Genomic DNA, 16,574 nt, shown 5'->3' with positions numbered 1-16,574 from the left:
CCGTTCAAGCCGCGCTGACCTGGCGGATGGCGGCTTCCCAGGCGTGAATGCGTTCCTGCGCCTGCTCGCGCGTGAAGCGCGGCTCGAAGGTACGCTCCATGCGCCACTGCGCAGACAGCTCCGACAAATCACGATAGACACCCGTGGCCACCCCGGCCAGATAGGCCGCGCCCAGCGCCGTGGTTTCGGTCACTTGCGGACGGATCACCGGAATGCCCAGCAGGTCGGCCTGGAACTGCAGCAGCAGGTTGTTGGCCGCTGCCCCGCCATCGACGCGCAATTCGGTGATGGGCGAGACTGCATCCCTGACCATGGCATTGAGCAGGGCGGTACTCTGGAAGGCAATCGATTCCAGCGCCGCGCGGGCGATGTGGGCCACCGTGCTGCCCCGGCTCAGGCCGACGATGGCGCCCTTGGCACCCGGGTTCCAGTACGGCGCACCCAGCCCCGTGAAGGACGGCACGAACACCACCCCACCCGAATCTTCCACCGTGCAGGCCAGGCCCTCGACGTCGGTGGAGGTCTTGATGGCCTTCAAGCCATCGCGCAGCCACTGCACCACGGCACCACCGATGAAGACGCTGCCTTCGAGCGCATATTGTTTGCGTTCGTCGACCTGGCAGGCGGCGGTGCTGATGAGGCCATTGTGCGACCTCGCGCACTGGTCGCCGGTATGCAGCAGCATGAAGCAGCCGGTACCGTAAGTATTCTTGGCCATGCCGGGACGCACGCAGGCCTGCCCGAACAGGGCCGACTGCTGGTCGCCGGCGATGCCGCCGATCCTGACCGCCGCGCCCAGGTGCTGCGCATCGATCTCGCCATAGACGTGCGCCGAGGCATGCACCTGCGGCAGCATCGCGGCGGGAATATCGAGCCATTGCAGCAGTTCTTCATCCCAGGCACCGGTGTGGATGTTCCACAGCATGGTGCGCGAGGCATTGGAGACATCGCTCACGTGCAGGCGGCCGCCCGTCAGGTTCCAGACCAGCCAGGAATCGACGGTACCGAACAGCAGCTCGCCACGTTCGGCGCGCGCACGCAGTCCGTCGACGTTATCCAGGATCCAGCGCAGCTTGGTACCGGAAAAATAAGGATCGAGCACCAGCCCGGTCTTCTTCTGGATGGCCTCGCCCAGACCTCGTTCACGCAGCGCTGCGCACACCACTTCGGCGCGGCGATCCTGCCAGACCACGGCGTTGTAGACCGGCTTGCCGGTGGCGCGCTCCCACACCACGGTGGTCTCGCGCTGGTTGGTGATGCCCAGGGCGGTCAGTTCTTCGGCCTTGATGCCGCTTTGCGCCAGCACCTTCTGTGCCGTCTGCAACTGGCTCTGCCACAGGTCCATGGGGTCGTGCTCGACCCAGCCCGGCTGCGGGAAGATCTGCGGGAATTCCTGCTGGGCGGTAGCGACGATGGCGCCGCTCTGGTCGAAGATGATGCTGCGCGAGCTGGAGGTGCCCTGGTCGAGGGCGAGCAGATAGGCCATGACAATTCCTTGCAGACGACTGAACCTCTTGGGTTCAAAAATGGAAAAACACCCTGCGCATTGCGCCAGCAATCAATAGCTGTGCGGCGTCAGGAAGATACCAATAAAGTATCAAAACAGAACTAAGCAAACCATTCCTGCACAAACGCGAAGACGCCACCCCGACACCGGCCGGGATGGCGTCATCTCACGCGTGAGGGCGATCAGGCTGCATCAGCGAACGCGGCCATCCTTCCAGGCTTGCAGCAGCTTGTCGTAGGGGATGGTTTCGCCCTTCGGCTTTTCGTTGGCCAGCTTGGCCCACGGTGCGCCCTTGTCGGAGAGCCAGGTGGCCGGATCCTTCTTCGGGTTCAGCTTGGGCGCGCACTGCTTCATGCCGGCGCGCTGCAGGCGGGCCATGATGCCGTCCATTTCTTCGGCCAGGTTGTCCATGGCGCCTTGCGGGGTCTTCTCGCCGGAGATGGCCGAAGAGATGTTCTTCCACCAGATCTGCGCCATCTTCGGATAGTCAGGCACGTTGGTGCCGGTCGGGGTCCACGCCACCCGGGCCGGGCTGCGGTAGAACTCGATCAGGCCACCGTACTTGGCGGCGTTCTTGGTGAAGTAGTCGGAACGGATGTCGGAGTCACGAATGAAGGTCACGCCGACGATGGACTTCTTCAGCGAGACGGTCTTGGAGGTCGTGAACTGCGCATACAGCCAGGCTGCGGCCATCTGGTCCGGCGGAGTGCTCTTGAGGAAGGTCCACGAGCCGACGTCCTGGTAGCCGTTCTGCATGCCATCCTTCCAGTACGGGCCGTGCGGGCCGGGGGCCATGCGCCACTTGGGGGAACCGTCGGCGTTGACCACCGGCAGGCCCTGCTTGGTCATGCTGGCGGTGAAGGCGCTATACCAGAAGATCTGCTGCGCGATGTGGCCTTGGGCGGGCACCGGGCCGGCTTCGGAGAAGGTCATGCCCAGTGCTTCGGGCGGGGCGTATTTCTTCATCCAGTCCAGGTACTTGGTCAGCGCGTAGACCGCCGCCGGCGAGTTGGTGGCACCGCCGCGCGAGGTCGAGGCACCGACCGGGGTGCACTTGTCATCGGCTACGCGGATACCCCATTCATCGACCGGCAAGCCGTTGGGCAGGCCCTTGTCGGCGGCACCGGCCATGGACAGCCAGGCATCGGTGAAGCGCCAGCCCAGCGACGGGTCCTTCTTGCCGTAGTCCATGTGGCCGAAGACCTTCTTGCCGTCCAGTTCCTTGACGTCATTGGTGAAGAAGGCGGCGATGTCTTCGTAGGCCGACCAGTTCTGCGGCACGCCCAGGTCATAGCCGTACTTGGCCTTGAACTTGTCCTGCAGGTCCTTGCGCGCGAACCAGTCGGCGCGGAACCAGTACAGGTTGGCGAACTGCTGGTCGGGCAGCTGGTAGAGCTTGCCGTCCGGCGCGGTGGTGAAGCTGGTACCGATGAAGTCCTTCAGGTCCAGGCCGGGGTTGGTGTATTCCTTGCCGGGGCCGGCCATGTAGTCGCTCAGCACCACGGTCTGGCCGTTGCGGTAGTGGGTACCGATCAGGTCGGAGTCGTTGACCCAGCCGTCATAGATGGACTTGCCCGATTGCAGGGAAGTCTGCATTTTCTCGACCACGTCGCCTTCCTGGATCACGTCGTGGATGACCTTGATGCCGGTGATTTCCTCGAAGGCCTTGGCCAGGGTCTTGGATTCGTAGGCGTGCGTATCCAGGGTCTCGGAGACCACGTGGATTTCCTTGACGCCCTTGGCCTTGAGCTTGGCGGCCGCGTCGATGAACCATTGCATCTCGGTGACCTGCTGTGGACGCGACAGCGTGCTGGGCTGGAATTCAGCATCCACCCACTTCTCGGCGGCCTTGATGTCGGCCCAGGCATTGCCCGCGATACCGGCCATGGCCATGGCGGCGGCCAGCACGGTCAGTTTGATTTTCCGCATGTTCTGCATCATGTCTCCTCGTCACCTTCCCCTGAGTTGGCGTGCCGGGTAGGGAAGGAGAATCCCCGGACGTCCATTGTGATTACAGATCTGTTGCCTGCTGCCTGAAAACTCGTCTTAGCCCTTGCGCATGATCAGCGCCAGCGCCACGAAACCCAGCGCCGCTGCATACCACTGGTCCATATCGGTCAGCCCGACCCAGGCCAGGTTGATGTAAGCGGCCGTGAGCAGCCCGATGAACAGGCGGTCACCGCGCGTGGTGCGCATGGGCAGGAAGCCCTTGCGCTCGATGGTCGGCGAGCGGATCTCCCACACCGTCATGCCGATGAGCATCAGCACCACGCAGACGAAAAAGATCGCAACCGGTGGCGTCCACGACATCCACGACAAAGCATTTCCCATGATCACACTCTCCCCATTGCGAAGCCCTTGGCGATGTGGTTGCGCACGAACCAGATCACCAGGGCTCCCGGAACAATCGTCAGCACGCCGGCCGCGGCCAGGATGCCCCAATCCATGCCTGCTGCCGACGCGGTACGCGTCATGATGGCGCTGATGGGCTTGGCGTTGACCGAGGTGAGCGTGCGGGCCAGCAGCAGTTCCACCCAGCTGAACATGAAGCAGAAGAAGGCCGTCACGCCCACGCCTGACTTGATCAGCGGCAGGAAGATGCGCAGGAAGAAACGCGGGAAGGAGAAGCCATCGATATAGGCCGTCTCATCGATCTCGCGCGGCACGCCCGACATGAAACCTTCCAGGATCCACACCGCCAGCGGCACGTTGAAGAGCATGTGCGCCAGCGCCACCGCAATGTGCGTGTCCGACAACCCGATGGTGGAATAGAGCTGGAAGAACGGCAGCAGGAACACCGCCGGCGGCGTCATGCGGTTGGTCAGCAGCCAGAAGAACATGTGCTTGTCGCCCAGGAAGCGATAGCGCGAGAAGGCATAGGCAGCCGGCAAGGCCACCAGCAGCGACATGACCGTGTTCATGGCCACGTAGATGATGGAATTGATGTAGCCCGAATACCAGGAGGGATCGGTGAAGATCGTCTTGTAGTTGTTCAGCGTGGGCGCATTGGGCCAGAGCGTGAAGACCGATAGCGTCTCCTCGTTGGTCTTCAACGACGTGTTCAGCAGCCAGTACAGCGGCACCAGCGTGAAGGCGATGTAGACCAGCATCACCAGGGTGCGGGTGAAGGTCTTGTCCTGGGTCTTATTCATGTTGGCCACCCGAAGCATTGGCGTTGTTGCCGGCGCTCTGCATCCAGTTGTAGAGCACGAAGGACAACAGCAGGATGATGAGGAAGTAAATCAGCGAGAAGGCGGCGGCCGGACCGAGGTCGAACTGGCCCACGGCTTTCTGCGTGAGGTACTGGCTCAGGAACGTGGTCGAGTTGCCGGGACCGCCACCGGTGAGCACGAAGGGCTCGGTGTAGATCATGAAGCTGTCCATGAAGCGCAACAGCACCGCGATCACCAGCACGCCGCGCATCTTGGGCAGCTGGATGAAACGGAACACCGCCCAGCGGCTGGCACCGTCGATCTGCGCGGCCTGGTAATACGCGTCGGGAATCGAACGCAGACCGGCAAAGGCCAGCAGCGCCACCAGCGGCGTCCAGTGCCACACGTCCATGAGCAGCACGGTCAGCCAGGCGTCCAGCGGATTGGAGGCGTAGTTGTAGTCGATGCCCAGCAGATTGAGCAGGTAGCCGCCCAAACCGATGTCGGCACGCCCGAAAATCTGCCAGATGGTGCCGACCACGTTCCATGGAATGAGCAGCGGCATGGCCAGGATCACCAGCGTGGCCGAGGACTTCCAGCCCTTGTGCGGCATGGCCAGCGCCAGGCCGATGCCCAGCGGCAGTTGCACCAGCAGCACGCAGAAGGAGAAGATCAGCTGGCGCAGCAGGGCCGCATGCAGCTCGCTGTCGCGCATGACGTCGCGGAACCAGTCCAGGCCCACGAAGACTTTCTGTTCGGGGCTGATGATGTCCTGCACCGAATAATTGACCACCGTCATCAGCGGAATGATGGCCGAGAAGGCCACCGTCAGGAAGACCGGGAGGATGAAGAACCAGGCCTTGTTGTTGTAGGGCTTGTTCATGGCTTAGCGTCCAATTCTCTCGTCGTTGCTGAAGTAGATCGTCTCCGGCTTGGCCAGTCGCAGCCACTGTGCGCCGGTGGCGATCTTCAGTTCGGGCGCCACGCGCGCCTTCACGCTCATGCCCTCGAACTGCGCGGTCACCAGCTGGCTGGTGCCCAGATGTTGCACCTGGGTGACCTCGGCGCTGACGGCACCGGCCGTACCGGGTGCGGCCAGCTCGACGAATTCGGGACGGATGCCCAGCTTGAGGTCACCGCTACTGTTCTTCAGGGCCTGCAATTGCGCGGCCTCGACCTGCAGGCGCTGCTGGCCCAGCAGGACCGCATCGCCTTCCACGCGCACCGGGCAGAAGTTCATGCCGGGGCTGCCGATGAAGTAACCGACGAAGGTGTGATCGGGGCGCAGGAACAGCGCCTCCGGCTTGCCCTGCTGCACCACCTTGCCCTCGGTCATGACCACCACTTCATCGGCGAAGGTCAGCGCCTCGACCTGGTCGTGGGTGACGTAGATGAGGGTCAGCTTCAACTGGTGATGGATTTCCTTCAACTTCTGGCGCAGCTCCCACTTCATGTGCGGATCGATCACCGTCAGCGGTTCATCGAAGAGGATCGCCGCCACGTCCTTGCGCACCAGGCCACGGCCCAGCGAAATCTTTTGCTTGGCGTCGGCCGAGAGGCCGGCGGCGCGCTGCTTGAGGTCGCGGGTCAGGTCGAGCATCTCGGCGATCTCGCGCACGCGGGCCTGCACTTCGCGCTCGGCGATCTTGCGGTTGCGCAGCGGGAAGGCCAGGTTGTCGAACACGCTCATGGTGTCGTAGAGGACCGGGAACTGGAACACCTGCGCGATGTTGCGATCGCGGGTGGCCATGCGGGTCATGTCGCGGCCATCGAAGAGCACCTGCCCTTCGGAAGGCTGCAGCAGGCCGGAAATGATGTTCAACAGCGTGGACTTGCCGCAGCCCGAGGGGCCCAGCAGCGCATAGGCGCCACCGTCTTCCCACACCATGTTCATGGGTTGCAGGGCATAGTCCTTGAGGCTGGCCGGGTTGCTACCGTAGGCGTGGCCCAGGTTCTTGAATTCGATGCGGGCCATGTCAGCGAGTCTCCAGCGGGGCGCTCAGCAGGCGTCCCTGTGTATCGAACAGGAAGGCCTTGGCGGCGGCGATGCTCACTTGCACCGTGCTGCCGATGGCCACTTCATGCACGCCCGACAGCTGCGCCACCAGGGGCACGTCGCCATGGCGCAGGTGCAGGTAAGTTTCGGAACCGGAGAGTTCGGCCAGGGTCACGCTGCAGCCCAGGCTCACGCCGGGCGCAGCGAGCGCTTCCAGGCGCACGTCGTTGCAGCGGATGCCCAGCTTGCAGGGCTGGCCCTCAGACAGGGACAGCGAGCGCCCGGCGATTTCCAGCACGCTGCCATCGTTCATGCGGATGGCGGCCACGCCGTGGGCGGTGGAGATGGCTGTGGCGTCCAGCAGGTTCATCGGCGGATCATTGAAGATCGCTGCCACGCGGGTGGAGGCCGGGCTGTTGAACAGTTCCAGGGTCGGCGCGAATTGCAGCAGGCGGCCCTCGTGCATCACGGCGGTGTGGCCGCCCAGCAGCAGCGCTTCCTGCGGCTCGGTGGTGGCGTAGACCACGGTGGTGTCGCCGGTGGCGAAGAGCGAAATCAGTTCGCTGCGCAATTCCTCGCGCAGCTTGTAGTCGAGGTTGACCAGCGGTTCATCGAGCAGCACCAGCGGGGCGCGCTTGATGAGCGCACGCGCCAGCGCGCAGCGTTGCTGCTGGCCACCGGAGAGCTCCAGCGGCAGGCGCTGCAGCAGGTGCGTGATGTGCAGCTTGTCGGCAATTTCCTTGACGCGCTTGTTGATCTCCTGCTCGGGTTGCTTCTGCAGGCGCAAGGGCGCTGCGATGTTCTCGAACACCGTCAGGCCTGGGTAGTTGATGAATTGCTGGTACACCATCGCCAGGTTGCGCTCGCGCACGCCCACGCCGGTGACGTCCTGGCCATCGACCAGCACGCGCCCTGCGGTGGGCTTGTCGAGCCCGGCGATGATGCGCATGAGCGACGTCTTGCCGGCCTGGGTCGGGCCCAGCAGGACGTTGATGCCGCCTTTGGCAAGATTGAGGTCAAGCGGGTACAGGTGCGTTTCGGCACCGACCGTCTTGGCCACTTGTTTCAATTCCAGGGTCACGCTGTCTCCTCGCTACATTTTTGATTGATCTGCTGTGCGGTGACCTGGCTCAGTGGGGCGCGGCGTCCGGCAAATTCGCCAGCCACGCCTCCAGCCGTCCTCTGTGCTGTGGCCCACAGTGCAGGCCCAGCTTGCTTCGCCGCCACAGGATGTCATCCGCACCGCGCGCCCACTCGTGTTGCACCAGGTAGCGCGCCTCGGCCTCGTAGAGGCCCGGTGTCAGTTCTTCGCCCAGCGCCGCCAGGCTGTCGGCCTGGCCGATGATCTGGTCCACGCGTGAACCATAGCTGCGCGCATAGCGATGGGCAAGCCCGGCCGGCAGCCAAGGAGTGCGTGCCTGCAGCTTGCGCAGGTAGGCTTCGAAGTCGTAGCGCGCCACCATCTTGCCGGGCTGTTCCAGGTCGCCGCCGGGCAGCGGCGCACCGGCCGTCCACGGCTGGCTCGATGCGCCCAGGTGCGGGGCCAGCATGGACAGCGCTTCTTCGGCCAGCTTGCGATAGGTGGTGATCTTGCCGCCCCAGACGTTCAACATGGGCGCGCCGGCATCGTCGCATTCGAGCAGGTAGTCGCGCGTGATGGCCGAGGCATTCTCGGCGCTGTCGTCCAGCAGGGGACGCACGCCCGAGTAGGTCCAGACCACGTCTTCCTTGCCGATCTGGCGCTTGAAGTAACGGTTAGCCATCTCGCAGAGATAATCGATTTCTTCCGCATCGATCTCGACCTTGCCGGCGTCGCCGTGGTATTCGAGATCGGTGGTGCCGATGAGGGTGAATTCTTCCTGATAGGGGATGGCGAAGATGATGCGCTTGTCCGGGTTCTGGAAGATGTAGGCGTAGGGGTGATCGAACAGGCGCTTGACCACGATGTGGCTGCCCTTGATCAGGCGCAGGCTGCGGCCGGTCTTGGCCTGCGGCACCGACTGCGCAAAGCGCGCAGCCCAGGGACCGGCGGCGTTGACGATGGCGCGGGCGCGCACTTCTTCCTGCTGCACGCCGCTGGCGTGCTGGTGTTCCAGCACGGCATGCCAGGTATCGCCTTCGCGGCGGGCGCTGATGCACTTGGTACGGGTGAGGATGCGGGCACCGCGTTCCTGGGCATCCATGGCGTTCAAGACCACCAGGCGCGCATCGTCGACCCAGCCATCGGAATAGACGAAGCCCTTGCGATAGTCGCCCTTCAACGGCTGTCCACCCGGGTGGCGGGCGAGGTTCGCGCCTTCGGAGGCGGGCAGGATCTCGCGCTTGGCGAGGTAGTCGTACATGAACAGGCCGGCGCGGATCATCCAGGCCGGACGCTGGTTGGCGTCGTGCGGCATGACGAAGCGCAGAGGCCAGATGATGTGCGGTGCCGAGCGCAGCAGGACTTCGCGTTCCTGCAGGGCCTTGCGTACCAGCTTGAATTCGTAATATTCGAGGTAGCGCAAGCCGCCGTGGATGAGCTTGGTGCTGGCCGAGGAGGTATGTTGGGCCAGGTCATGCTGCTCGCACAGCAGCACGCGCAGGCCGCGCCCGGCCGCATCGCGCGCGATGCCCGCGCCGTTGATGCCGCCGCCTACCACCAAGAGATCATATTCGAGCGTCATTCGCCGCTTCTCCGTATTGGATCCGTATCGGTTCCGGGTTGAAACTGTATTGGTGCCGTAACAAAACTGTACTGGCCGCGCCAATGACACCGTACTGCTGCCGGGGCTGCCACTGTATTGCTGCCGGGTTTCCGCTGTATTACTGCCGTGTTGGTGCCGTATTGGTGCCGTGTTGCTTGTGTGCGGTAACCGTATTGCCGTCTCAGCGGTTCCGCTGTGTTTGCGTGCAACAGCTGCCGGGCAACCCCGCACTTTCCCGGGAGTTGCCAATGCACCGTAAGATAAGCGACATCCCGAAAGTAAATCAACAATTATTTGTTGTTTTATGTTCGTTTATGTTTTTTAATGTTCATATTCAATCAAAATTGTTTCCCAAAAATCAACGGATTTCGATCACCTCCATGCTCAATCCCAGGCAACAGACGCTGCTGGAATGCGTTCGCAAGCACGGCACCATTTCGGTGGAAGAGCTGGCCCAGCAGTTGAACGTGACGACCCAGACCGTGCGCCGCGACGTCAAGGCGATGGTCGATGCCAGTTTGCTGGCGCGTTATCACGGCGGGGTCGGGCTGCTGTCTTCGACCGAGAACATTGCCTATCCCGAGCGCCAGGTCATGCATGCCGACGCCAAGCGCCGCATCGGCCGCACGGTGGCCGCGCGGGTGCCGGATGGCTGTTCGCTGATCCTGAACCTGGGCACCACCACGGAAGAAGTGGCGCGCGCCCTGCAGCAGCACAAGAACCTGCACGTGGTGACCAACAACCTGAACGTGGCCAATTCGCTGGCCAGCAATCCGGCGCTGGAGGTCATCATTGCCGGCGGCGTGGTGCGGGCGCGGGATCGCGGCATCGTGGGCGAGGCCACCATCGATTTCATCCGGCAGTTCAAGGTGGATATCGGCATCATCGGCATTTCCAGCATCGAGATGGATGGCGTCTTGCGTGACTTCGATGCCCGTGAAGTCAAGGTGGCCCAGACCATCATCGAGCAGTCGCGCCAGGTCTGGCTGGTGGCCGATGCCAGCAAGTTCGGGCGGCAGGCGCTGGTGAAGATGGCGCACCTGTCGCAGATCGACGTGCTCTTCACCGATGCCCCGCCCCCACCGGAACTGGCTACCCTGCTGGCTGAGACGGATGTGGAAGTGGTGATCGCGAAGTAAGCCGGCCGCGCACGCATGCGGCAAGGGCATGCGCGGGTGCACTCCCCCAGTTCCAGTTTTTCAACGATGGGCGACATGGATCAATCCATGCGCAATCATCGATTGTCGTCGTGCGGCACGCGGAGGATATTGACGCTTGCAGGCAGGAACAACAGTTGGCCATTGCAGCACAAGGCCGCGCTCCTGCCCTGGCATCCCGTTGATCCCCCCGAGGAGTGCATATGACGCAAATGATGAAAGCGGCCGTCGTCCGCGAATTCGGCAAGCCCCTGTCGATTGAACAAGTGCCCGTCCCCACGCCGGGTCCGGGCCAGATCCTGGTCAAGTTCGAAGCCAGCGGCGTCTGCCATACCGACCTGCACGCGGCCCATGGCGACTGGCCCGTCAAACCCACACCCCCGTTCATTCCCGGCCACGAAGGCACGGGCTACGTCGCCGCGCTGGGCGCGGGCGTGAAGCACGTCAAGGAAGGCGACCGTGTCGGCGTGCCCTGGCTGCATACGGCCTGTGGTTGCTGCTCTCCTTGCCGCACCGGCTGGGAAACCCTGTGTGCCGAACAACAGAACACCGGCTATTCGGTCAACGGCAGCTTTGCCGAATATGGCCTGGCCGATCCCAACTTCGTCGGCCGCCTGCCTGACGGGCTGGACTTCGGCCCGGCCGCGCCGGTGCTGTGCGCGGGCGTGACCGTCTACAAGGGCTTGAAGGAAACCGAGGTGCGCCCTGGTGAGTGGGTGGTGATTTCCGGCATCGGCGGCCTGGGCCACATGGCCGTGCAATACGCCAAGGCCATGGGCATGCACGTGGTGGCGGCCGACATCCACGAAGACAAGCTGGCGCTGGCCAAGAAGCTGGGCGCCGACCTGACCGTCGATGGCCGCGACCACAATGCGGTGGCCGAAGTCCAGCGCCTCATCGGTGGCGCGCATGGGGCGCTGGTGACGGCGGTGTCGCCCAAGGCGATGGAACAGGCATTCGGTTTCCTGCGTGCACGCGGCACCATGGCGCTGGTGGGCCTGCCACCGGGCGACATCAGCTTGCCGGTGTTCAATACGGTGTTGAAGCGCATCACCGTGCGCGGCTCCATCGTCGGCACGCGCCAGGATCTGGAAGAGTCGCTGGTCTTCGCGGCCGAAGGCAAGGTGGCGGCGCACTTTACCTGGGACAAGCTGGACAATATCAATGCCATCTTTGCGCGCATGGAAGAGGGCAAGATTGATGGGCGCATTGTGCTGGACTTGAAGTAGGCAGTCCCGGCGTACGCAGAACGTTGACGCAATAAAAAATGACGGCTTCTCCGGAAGCCGTCATTTTCGTTGAAGCCGCTGCCTCCTCAAACCGGGCTCGGCTCCTTGGGTTGCCACTGCTTGATGCTAGGGCCTGTTCACATTAAATCTGCGAGTGCGAGGGGTCGCCAAGCGTTGTCTGCCTAGGCGCAGCGACGCGCCGTGGTGGTGCCACGGCAAGGAGCTGCAACAACGGCAGGCGACGCTTGGCGGCCTCTCCCGGAGGGTTGCCCCCAGATGGCGCGCTGGCCGCGTTGCACGTCAGGGCTGGTGGCACCACCACCAGCCCTGACGCGCGCCTTGCCAGCCCGCCTTCTGGGGGCAACGCATCTCGCAGATTTAATGTGAACAGGCCCTCGCCAGCACATCACGCATCTTTTCTCGCGCGACTTCGGTGTCATACGCGACTTGCGCGCGCAGCCAGTATCCGTCGGAGAGTCCGAAGAAGCGTGCGAGACGCAAATCGGTATCGGCTGTTACGGCACGCTTGCCATTGACGATCTCGCTGATGCGCAATTGCGATACGCCGATTTCCTTGGCCAAGCGGTATTGGGTAATAGCGCAGGGCTTCAGAAATTCGTTCTTGAGCAATTCGCCGGGCGATACAGCCTTGATCTCTCGCATGATGCTGGTCTCTCGGAAGTGACGAAGGGAGCAGCATTCTGCACCAGCCGAATCACGAAGCGAAGCAGCATCGCGAACAACAGACGACAATCTGGTTTCGCTTCGATCTCACCGCACTCTCACCAATACCCCAACACCTTCCACCACACCATCCCCACCGTAGCAAACACCAGCAATTCCACCACCGCCATCACGAAACCCACGCCCCACCACTTGCCCATGGAGACGTAACCGCTGCCGAAGATGATGGGCGAAGTGCCGGTTGCGTAATGGGTCAGCGTCATCATCACGCCCGAGCCTGCCGTCATCATCAGCATGAAGGGCGCCACATACTGCGGCGGCAGCAATTGCGCGCCCACCGTGAGGAAGGCCAGCATCATCGCGCTGATGTGTGCCGTGGTACTGGCAAAGAAGTAATGCGACAGCACGAACACCACCAACAGCACGCCGGCCACGGCCATCCAGCCCATGCCGCTGGCGACGATGGCGGCCTTCATGCCTTCCGAGAACCAGGCCACCACGCCGGTCTTGTTCAACTGCTCGGCCAGCATCACCAAGGCACCGAACCAGACCAGCGTATCCCATGCGCTCTTTTCCGAGAGCACATCGTCCCAGTCAATCGTGCCGGTGATGATGAGCACGAACAATCCAACGAACGCCACCACCGTGGGATCGAGCGTGAAGGCCGCACCGAGCAGCATGGCCGGGACGTTGGCCCACAGCAGCAGCAACAGTGCAAAGGTCCCTAGCATCACTTTCTCGCTGGCTCCGAGCCGGCCCATCTTGTCCAGCTCGCTGCGGGCGTAGTCCACCGCGTTGGGCGTGGACTTCAATTCCGGCGGCGAGAGCAGGTAGATCACCATCGGCATGATCAGCAGGCACACCAGGCCGGGCAGCAGCATGCACAGCGCCCAGGTGGTCCATGAGAGTTGCAGCGCATGGCCGGTGGCCTTGGCCACGTAGTTCACCACCAGCGGGTTGGGCGCGGTGGCGGTGAGGAACATGGCCGAGGTGATCGGATTGGCGTGATAGTTGACCAGCGCCAGGTAGGTGCCGACCTTGTTCTGCGTGCCCTTGGCCGGATCGGAATCGAAGGCGTTGGCAATGGACTTCATGATGGGATGCACGATGCCGCCGCCGCGCGCCGTATTGCTGGGCGTGAAGGGTGCCAGCACCAGTTCGCAGATGGCCAGGCCGTAGCCGATGCCCACCGTGCGCTTGCCCAGCAGCGCGATGAACATCAAACCGACACGGCGGCCCAGCCCGGTCTTCTTCAAGCCACGCGAGATCAGGATGGCCACCACGATGAGCCAGATCAGCGGATTGGAAAAACTGGCCAGCGCATCGGCAATCGCGCCTTTGGATGAGGTCGAGGTGACCTGCGACAGCGAGACGATGACGATGGCCATCATCGCCATCACGCCAATGGGCATGACCTTCAGGATGATGGCCACGATGGTGGTGAGGAAGATCGCCACCAGCGCCCAGGCCTTGGGTTCCAGCCCCGCCGGACAGGGTGTGAGCAACAGCAGGATCAGGACCGCCGTGGCGATCAGGGCCGGCCCCAGCTTGAAGGGTACGGCATCGTTGAAATACTTGAAGGTGGCTTTGAGTTGATTGAACATCGCATCATCCTGGAAGACTTGTAAAAGCAAGATGGCCGCACAGCCTGTTGCCGTGCGGCCATCTTGCGCCCAGTATAGTCAGCCGGATCAAAGCGCTGGCGCGCTCATTGCCGATGTTTTGATCTGGGCCAGCATTGGCCGAACTTTAAGCACTTTGGCCTCAGGCCCATGGCGTCCCGCCTCGGTCCGGCACGCCATTTTCCCTGCTGAAGACCTTGCAAATCTGCGACTCGGGAAGACATTCCTTCACAAAAAACTTACAATTTCCCAACAAATGTTAACGATTATCATTTATATTCATCGGCCCGATTGTTTTCCTGGCTGTTTGAATACCGATGATGATGCACCGAGGATTTGCAACTCCCCTTCCCTCCCGCCACACGACCAGCGCCGCGTGGCTGCTGACCAGTCTGCTGGCGGTCGCGCCCCTGGCATGGGCCGACGATGCGGCCACGGCCGCCGGCAGCAATGCAGCGGCCTTGCCCGAGATCAGCGTCTCTGCCGGCCGCGACAAGGCCAGCAGCAGTTACAACGCCACCAGCACCAGCGGTGCCACGCGCACCGATACGCCGCTCATGGAGCTCCCCCAGTCGGTACGCGTGATGACCACCCAGCAGATCGAAGACCTGGGCGCGGTGCGCCTGGCCGATACGGTCGATTACGTCAGCGGCATCAGCCGCCTCAATGACTTCGGCGGCACCTGGGACAACTTCGCCATCCGCGGCTTCAGCAGTACCGACATGGGTTTCCTGGTCAACGGCTTCCCCGGTTCGCGCGGCTACAATCCGCGCCGCGATACGGCCACCATCGAACGCATCGAATTCCTCAAGGGCCCGGCTGCCGCACTCTACGGCAGCAGCGAGCCAGGCGGCACCATCAACATCGTCACCAAGAAACCGCAGTTCACGCGCAAGAACAGCGCCGAACTTAGTGCCGGCACCGGTGGCCTGCGCCGTGCCACGGTCGACAGCACCGGTCCTTTGAGCCAGAACCTGGCCTATCGCCTGATCGCCATGACCGAGGAGGGCGACAGCCGTTCCAGCCTGCTCCACAACCGCCGCTCGCTGGTGGCCCCGTCGCTGGCCTGGGTGATCGACAAGGACACCCTGCTGAACTACGAAGCCGAATTCCTGCAGGCCAGCACGCCGCTGGACCGCGGCCTGATCAATGTGCGCGGCGTGCTGGGTACGCTGCCGCGTGACCGCGTCCTGAACGAACCCTCCGACGGCAACATGGCCATGCGCAGCAACACGCACCAGCTGACGCTGGAGCGCACGCTGTCCGAGCAGTGGCGCGCCAAGCTCGGTGCCAGCTACAAGGAAAGCAGCTTCGACGGCTACTACACCGAAGCGGCACTCTCCAATCCGCTGGCCGCCGACAACCGCACGCTCAACCGCACCCGCACCTGGCGCCAGCTGCCTTCGCGCGACACCTCCTTCCAGGCCGAGCTGCAGGGCAACTTCAACACGGGTGCCATCGGCCACACCCTGTTGATCGGTGCCGAGGCGTCGACGCTGTGGATGAATACGGAAATCCTGCGCTCGGCCAATACGCCCATCGATATCTACAATCCGGTCTATGGCAGCCCGCTGCTGCCGCTGACCAATCGCACCAGCAGCTCGGATGAGCATCAGCGGGTCAAAGCGCTGTTCGTGCAGGATCAACTGAGCCTGTCGCCGCAATGGAAAGTGCTGGCCGGGCTGCGCTGGGACCAATACAACCAGAGCATCCAGAATCGCGTGGGGGGTGTCACCAACACTTCGCAGCAGCAGAGCGCTGTGTCGCCGCGCGCGGGCATCACCTATCTGCCAACGGCCTGGAGTTCGGTGTATGTGACGGCGGGCAAATCCTTCCGCGCCAACAGCGGCGTGGATGCCAGCGGCCGCGCCTTCGATCCGCAGCACTCGACTGCCTATGAAGCCGGCCTCAAGCTGCAGACCACGGATGAACGCCTGGGCGCCAACTTCGCCGTCTACGACATCACCAAGACCAATGTCCTCACCGCCAGCGACATTCCGGGCTTCCAGGTGGCGGCAGGCGAAGCCAAGAGCACCGGCTTCGAGGCCGATGCCTATGGCCAGATCGATGCGCACTGGCGTGTCTCGGCCAACTTCGCCTGGGACAATGCGCGCGTAACCAAGGACAAGACCCTGGCCGCCGGCACGCGCCTGGCCAACATTCCGGCTTACAGCGCAGGTCTGCTGGTGATGCGCGAAGATGCAACGGCCAATGGCGCGCGCTATGGATTGGGCGGCGGCGTGAACTACGTCGGCAACCGTTCGGGCAATACCGCCGACACGTATTCATTGCCGGCGTATGCAACGGTCAAGCTCTTGAGCTACTGGCAGGTGAGCAAGAATGTGCGGCTGTCACTGGACGTGCACAACCTCTTCAACCGCAACTACTATCCCGGTTCGTGGAACAACCTCTACGTGATGCCGGGGGCGGAACGCACTGTCGTGGCGCGCATGAAGATCGACCTGTAAATCGTTTCCACGACGCGATAAAGACAACGCCCCGATCCGCACAGCGCATCGGGGCGTTTTTCATGCATGAAGAAA

The 16,574-nt window shown here is 62.9% G+C and carries 13 protein-coding genes; 3 read left to right on the top strand and 10 right to left on the bottom strand.

Features of this window, described 5'->3' with window-relative positions; genetic code table 11:
• Window positions 1–4 precede the first annotated feature (4 nt).
• The 8 genes from glpK to glpD form a co-directional block, all read right to left on the bottom strand.
• Window positions 5–1,486, bottom strand: a complete 1,482-nt coding sequence (gene glpK / locus ACLRDN_RS04260; protein WP_413459102.1) for a glycerol kinase GlpK — start codon at window positions 1,484–1,486, stop codon at window positions 5–7.
• A gap of 213 nt (window positions 1,487–1,699) precedes the next feature.
• Complete coding sequence (locus tag ACLRDN_RS04255) at window positions 1,700–3,448, bottom strand: ABC transporter substrate-binding protein (protein WP_145605313.1); 1,749 nt, start codon at window positions 3,446–3,448, stop codon at window positions 1,700–1,702.
• Between the two features lie 105 nt (window positions 3,449–3,553).
• A complete protein-coding gene (locus ACLRDN_RS04250; RefSeq protein WP_413459101.1) occupies window positions 3,554–3,838 on the bottom strand; it encodes a DUF2160 domain-containing protein in 285 nt (94 codons plus the stop codon).
• Window positions 3,839–3,840: 2 nt separating this feature from the next.
• Window positions 3,841–4,659, bottom strand: a complete 819-nt coding sequence (locus ACLRDN_RS04245; RefSeq protein ID WP_088754752.1) for a carbohydrate ABC transporter permease — start codon at window positions 4,657–4,659, stop codon at window positions 3,841–3,843.
• The gene (locus ACLRDN_RS04240; protein WP_310840341.1) at window positions 4,652–5,542 is read right to left on the bottom strand and encodes a sugar ABC transporter permease; all 891 of its coding nucleotides are present in this window, start codon (window positions 5,540–5,542) and stop codon (window positions 4,652–4,654) included. Before ACLRDN_RS04240 ends, ACLRDN_RS04245 begins: the two co-directional genes overlap by 8 nt.
• A gap of 3 nt (window positions 5,543–5,545) precedes the next feature.
• On the bottom strand, window positions 5,546–6,634 hold the full coding sequence (locus tag ACLRDN_RS04235; RefSeq protein WP_286870037.1) for an ABC transporter ATP-binding protein: 1,089 nt from the start codon (window positions 6,632–6,634) through the stop codon (window positions 5,546–5,548).
• Window position 6,635: 1 nt separating this feature from the next.
• Window positions 6,636–7,736 (bottom strand): ABC transporter ATP-binding protein, encoded by a 1,101-nt coding sequence (locus ACLRDN_RS04230; protein WP_413459100.1) that lies wholly within the window; start codon window positions 7,734–7,736, stop codon window positions 6,636–6,638.
• Between the two features lie 49 nt (window positions 7,737–7,785).
• Window positions 7,786–9,318 carry a glycerol-3-phosphate dehydrogenase gene (glpD, locus tag ACLRDN_RS04225; protein ID WP_209567911.1) on the bottom strand — a complete coding sequence of 511 codons (1,533 nt, stop codon included), beginning with the start codon at window positions 9,316–9,318 and terminating at the stop codon, window positions 7,786–7,788.
• A gap of 401 nt (window positions 9,319–9,719) precedes the next feature.
• Here glpD and ACLRDN_RS04220 point away from each other — a divergent pair, with 401 nt between their 5' ends.
• Window positions 9,720–10,478 carry a DeoR/GlpR family DNA-binding transcription regulator gene (locus tag ACLRDN_RS04220; RefSeq protein ID WP_034331224.1) on the top strand — a complete coding sequence of 253 codons (759 nt, stop codon included), beginning with the start codon at window positions 9,720–9,722 and terminating at the stop codon, window positions 10,476–10,478.
• A 221-nt stretch (window positions 10,479–10,699) separates the two neighbouring features.
• Window positions 10,700–11,725 carry an alcohol dehydrogenase AdhP gene (gene adhP / locus ACLRDN_RS04215; protein WP_413459099.1) on the top strand — a complete coding sequence of 342 codons (1,026 nt, stop codon included), beginning with the start codon at window positions 10,700–10,702 and terminating at the stop codon, window positions 11,723–11,725.
• A gap of 378 nt (window positions 11,726–12,103) precedes the next feature.
• Here the strand turns inward: adhP and ACLRDN_RS04210 are convergent, their stop codons facing one another.
• Together ACLRDN_RS04210 and ACLRDN_RS04205 are read right to left on the bottom strand one after the other, a co-directional pair.
• Complete coding sequence (locus ACLRDN_RS04210) at window positions 12,104–12,388, bottom strand: HigA family addiction module antitoxin (RefSeq protein ID WP_413459098.1); 285 nt, start codon at window positions 12,386–12,388, stop codon at window positions 12,104–12,106.
• A gap of 119 nt (window positions 12,389–12,507) precedes the next feature.
• Window positions 12,508–14,013, bottom strand: coding sequence for a DASS family sodium-coupled anion symporter (locus ACLRDN_RS04205; RefSeq protein ID WP_413459097.1), 1,506 nt, complete (start codon window positions 14,011–14,013; stop codon window positions 12,508–12,510).
• Between the two features lie 335 nt (window positions 14,014–14,348).
• Here ACLRDN_RS04205 and ACLRDN_RS04200 point away from each other — a divergent pair, with 335 nt between their 5' ends.
• Window positions 14,349–16,499 (top strand): TonB-dependent siderophore receptor, encoded by a 2,151-nt coding sequence (locus ACLRDN_RS04200; RefSeq protein WP_413459096.1) that lies wholly within the window; start codon window positions 14,349–14,351, stop codon window positions 16,497–16,499.
• The last annotated feature ends 75 nt before the right edge of the window (window positions 16,500–16,574 follow it).

Origin of the sequence: Herbaspirillum huttiense (genome assembly GCF_047300815.1) — a bacterium.
In the GTDB taxonomy this organism is placed as follows: domain Bacteria; phylum Pseudomonadota; class Gammaproteobacteria; order Burkholderiales; family Burkholderiaceae_D; genus Herbaspirillum; species Herbaspirillum huttiense_A.
The sequence above is the reverse complement of the archived record's forward strand: the minus strand, read 5'-3'. Positions and strand labels throughout refer to the sequence as shown.

What these genes read in the sequence shown, in the direction of transcription:
- ACLRDN_RS04255 (WP_145605313.1), bottom strand. Translation starts at nt 3,448, where the DNA reads ATGATGCAGAACATGCGGAAAATCAAACTGACCGTGCTGGCCGCCGCC.
- glpD (WP_209567911.1), bottom strand. Translation starts at nt 9,318, where the DNA reads ATGACGCTCGAATATGATCTCTTGGTGGTAGGCGGCGGCATCAACGGC.
- ACLRDN_RS04210 (WP_413459098.1), bottom strand. Translation starts at nt 12,388, where the DNA reads ATGCGAGAGATCAAGGCTGTATCGCCCGGCGAATTGCTCAAGAACGAA.
- ACLRDN_RS04245 (WP_088754752.1), bottom strand. Translation starts at nt 4,659, where the DNA reads ATGAATAAGACCCAGGACAAGACCTTCACCCGCACCCTGGTGATGCTG.
- ACLRDN_RS04200 (WP_413459096.1), top strand. Translation starts at nt 14,349, where the DNA reads ATGATGATGCACCGAGGATTTGCAACTCCCCTTCCCTCCCGCCACACG.
- ACLRDN_RS04250 (WP_413459101.1), bottom strand. Translation starts at nt 3,838, where the DNA reads ATGGGAAATGCTTTGTCGTGGATGTCGTGGACGCCACCGGTTGCGATC.
- ACLRDN_RS04205 (WP_413459097.1), bottom strand. Translation starts at nt 14,013, where the DNA reads ATGTTCAATCAACTCAAAGCCACCTTCAAGTATTTCAACGATGCCGTA.
- adhP (WP_413459099.1), top strand. Translation starts at nt 10,700, where the DNA reads ATGACGCAAATGATGAAAGCGGCCGTCGTCCGCGAATTCGGCAAGCCC.
- ACLRDN_RS04220 (WP_034331224.1), top strand. Translation starts at nt 9,720, where the DNA reads ATGCTCAATCCCAGGCAACAGACGCTGCTGGAATGCGTTCGCAAGCAC.
- glpK (WP_413459102.1), bottom strand. Translation starts at nt 1,486, where the DNA reads ATGGCCTATCTGCTCGCCCTCGACCAGGGCACCTCCAGCTCGCGCAGC.
- ACLRDN_RS04235 (WP_286870037.1), bottom strand. Translation starts at nt 6,634, where the DNA reads ATGGCCCGCATCGAATTCAAGAACCTGGGCCACGCCTACGGTAGCAAC.
- ACLRDN_RS04240 (WP_310840341.1), bottom strand. Translation starts at nt 5,542, where the DNA reads ATGAACAAGCCCTACAACAACAAGGCCTGGTTCTTCATCCTCCCGGTC.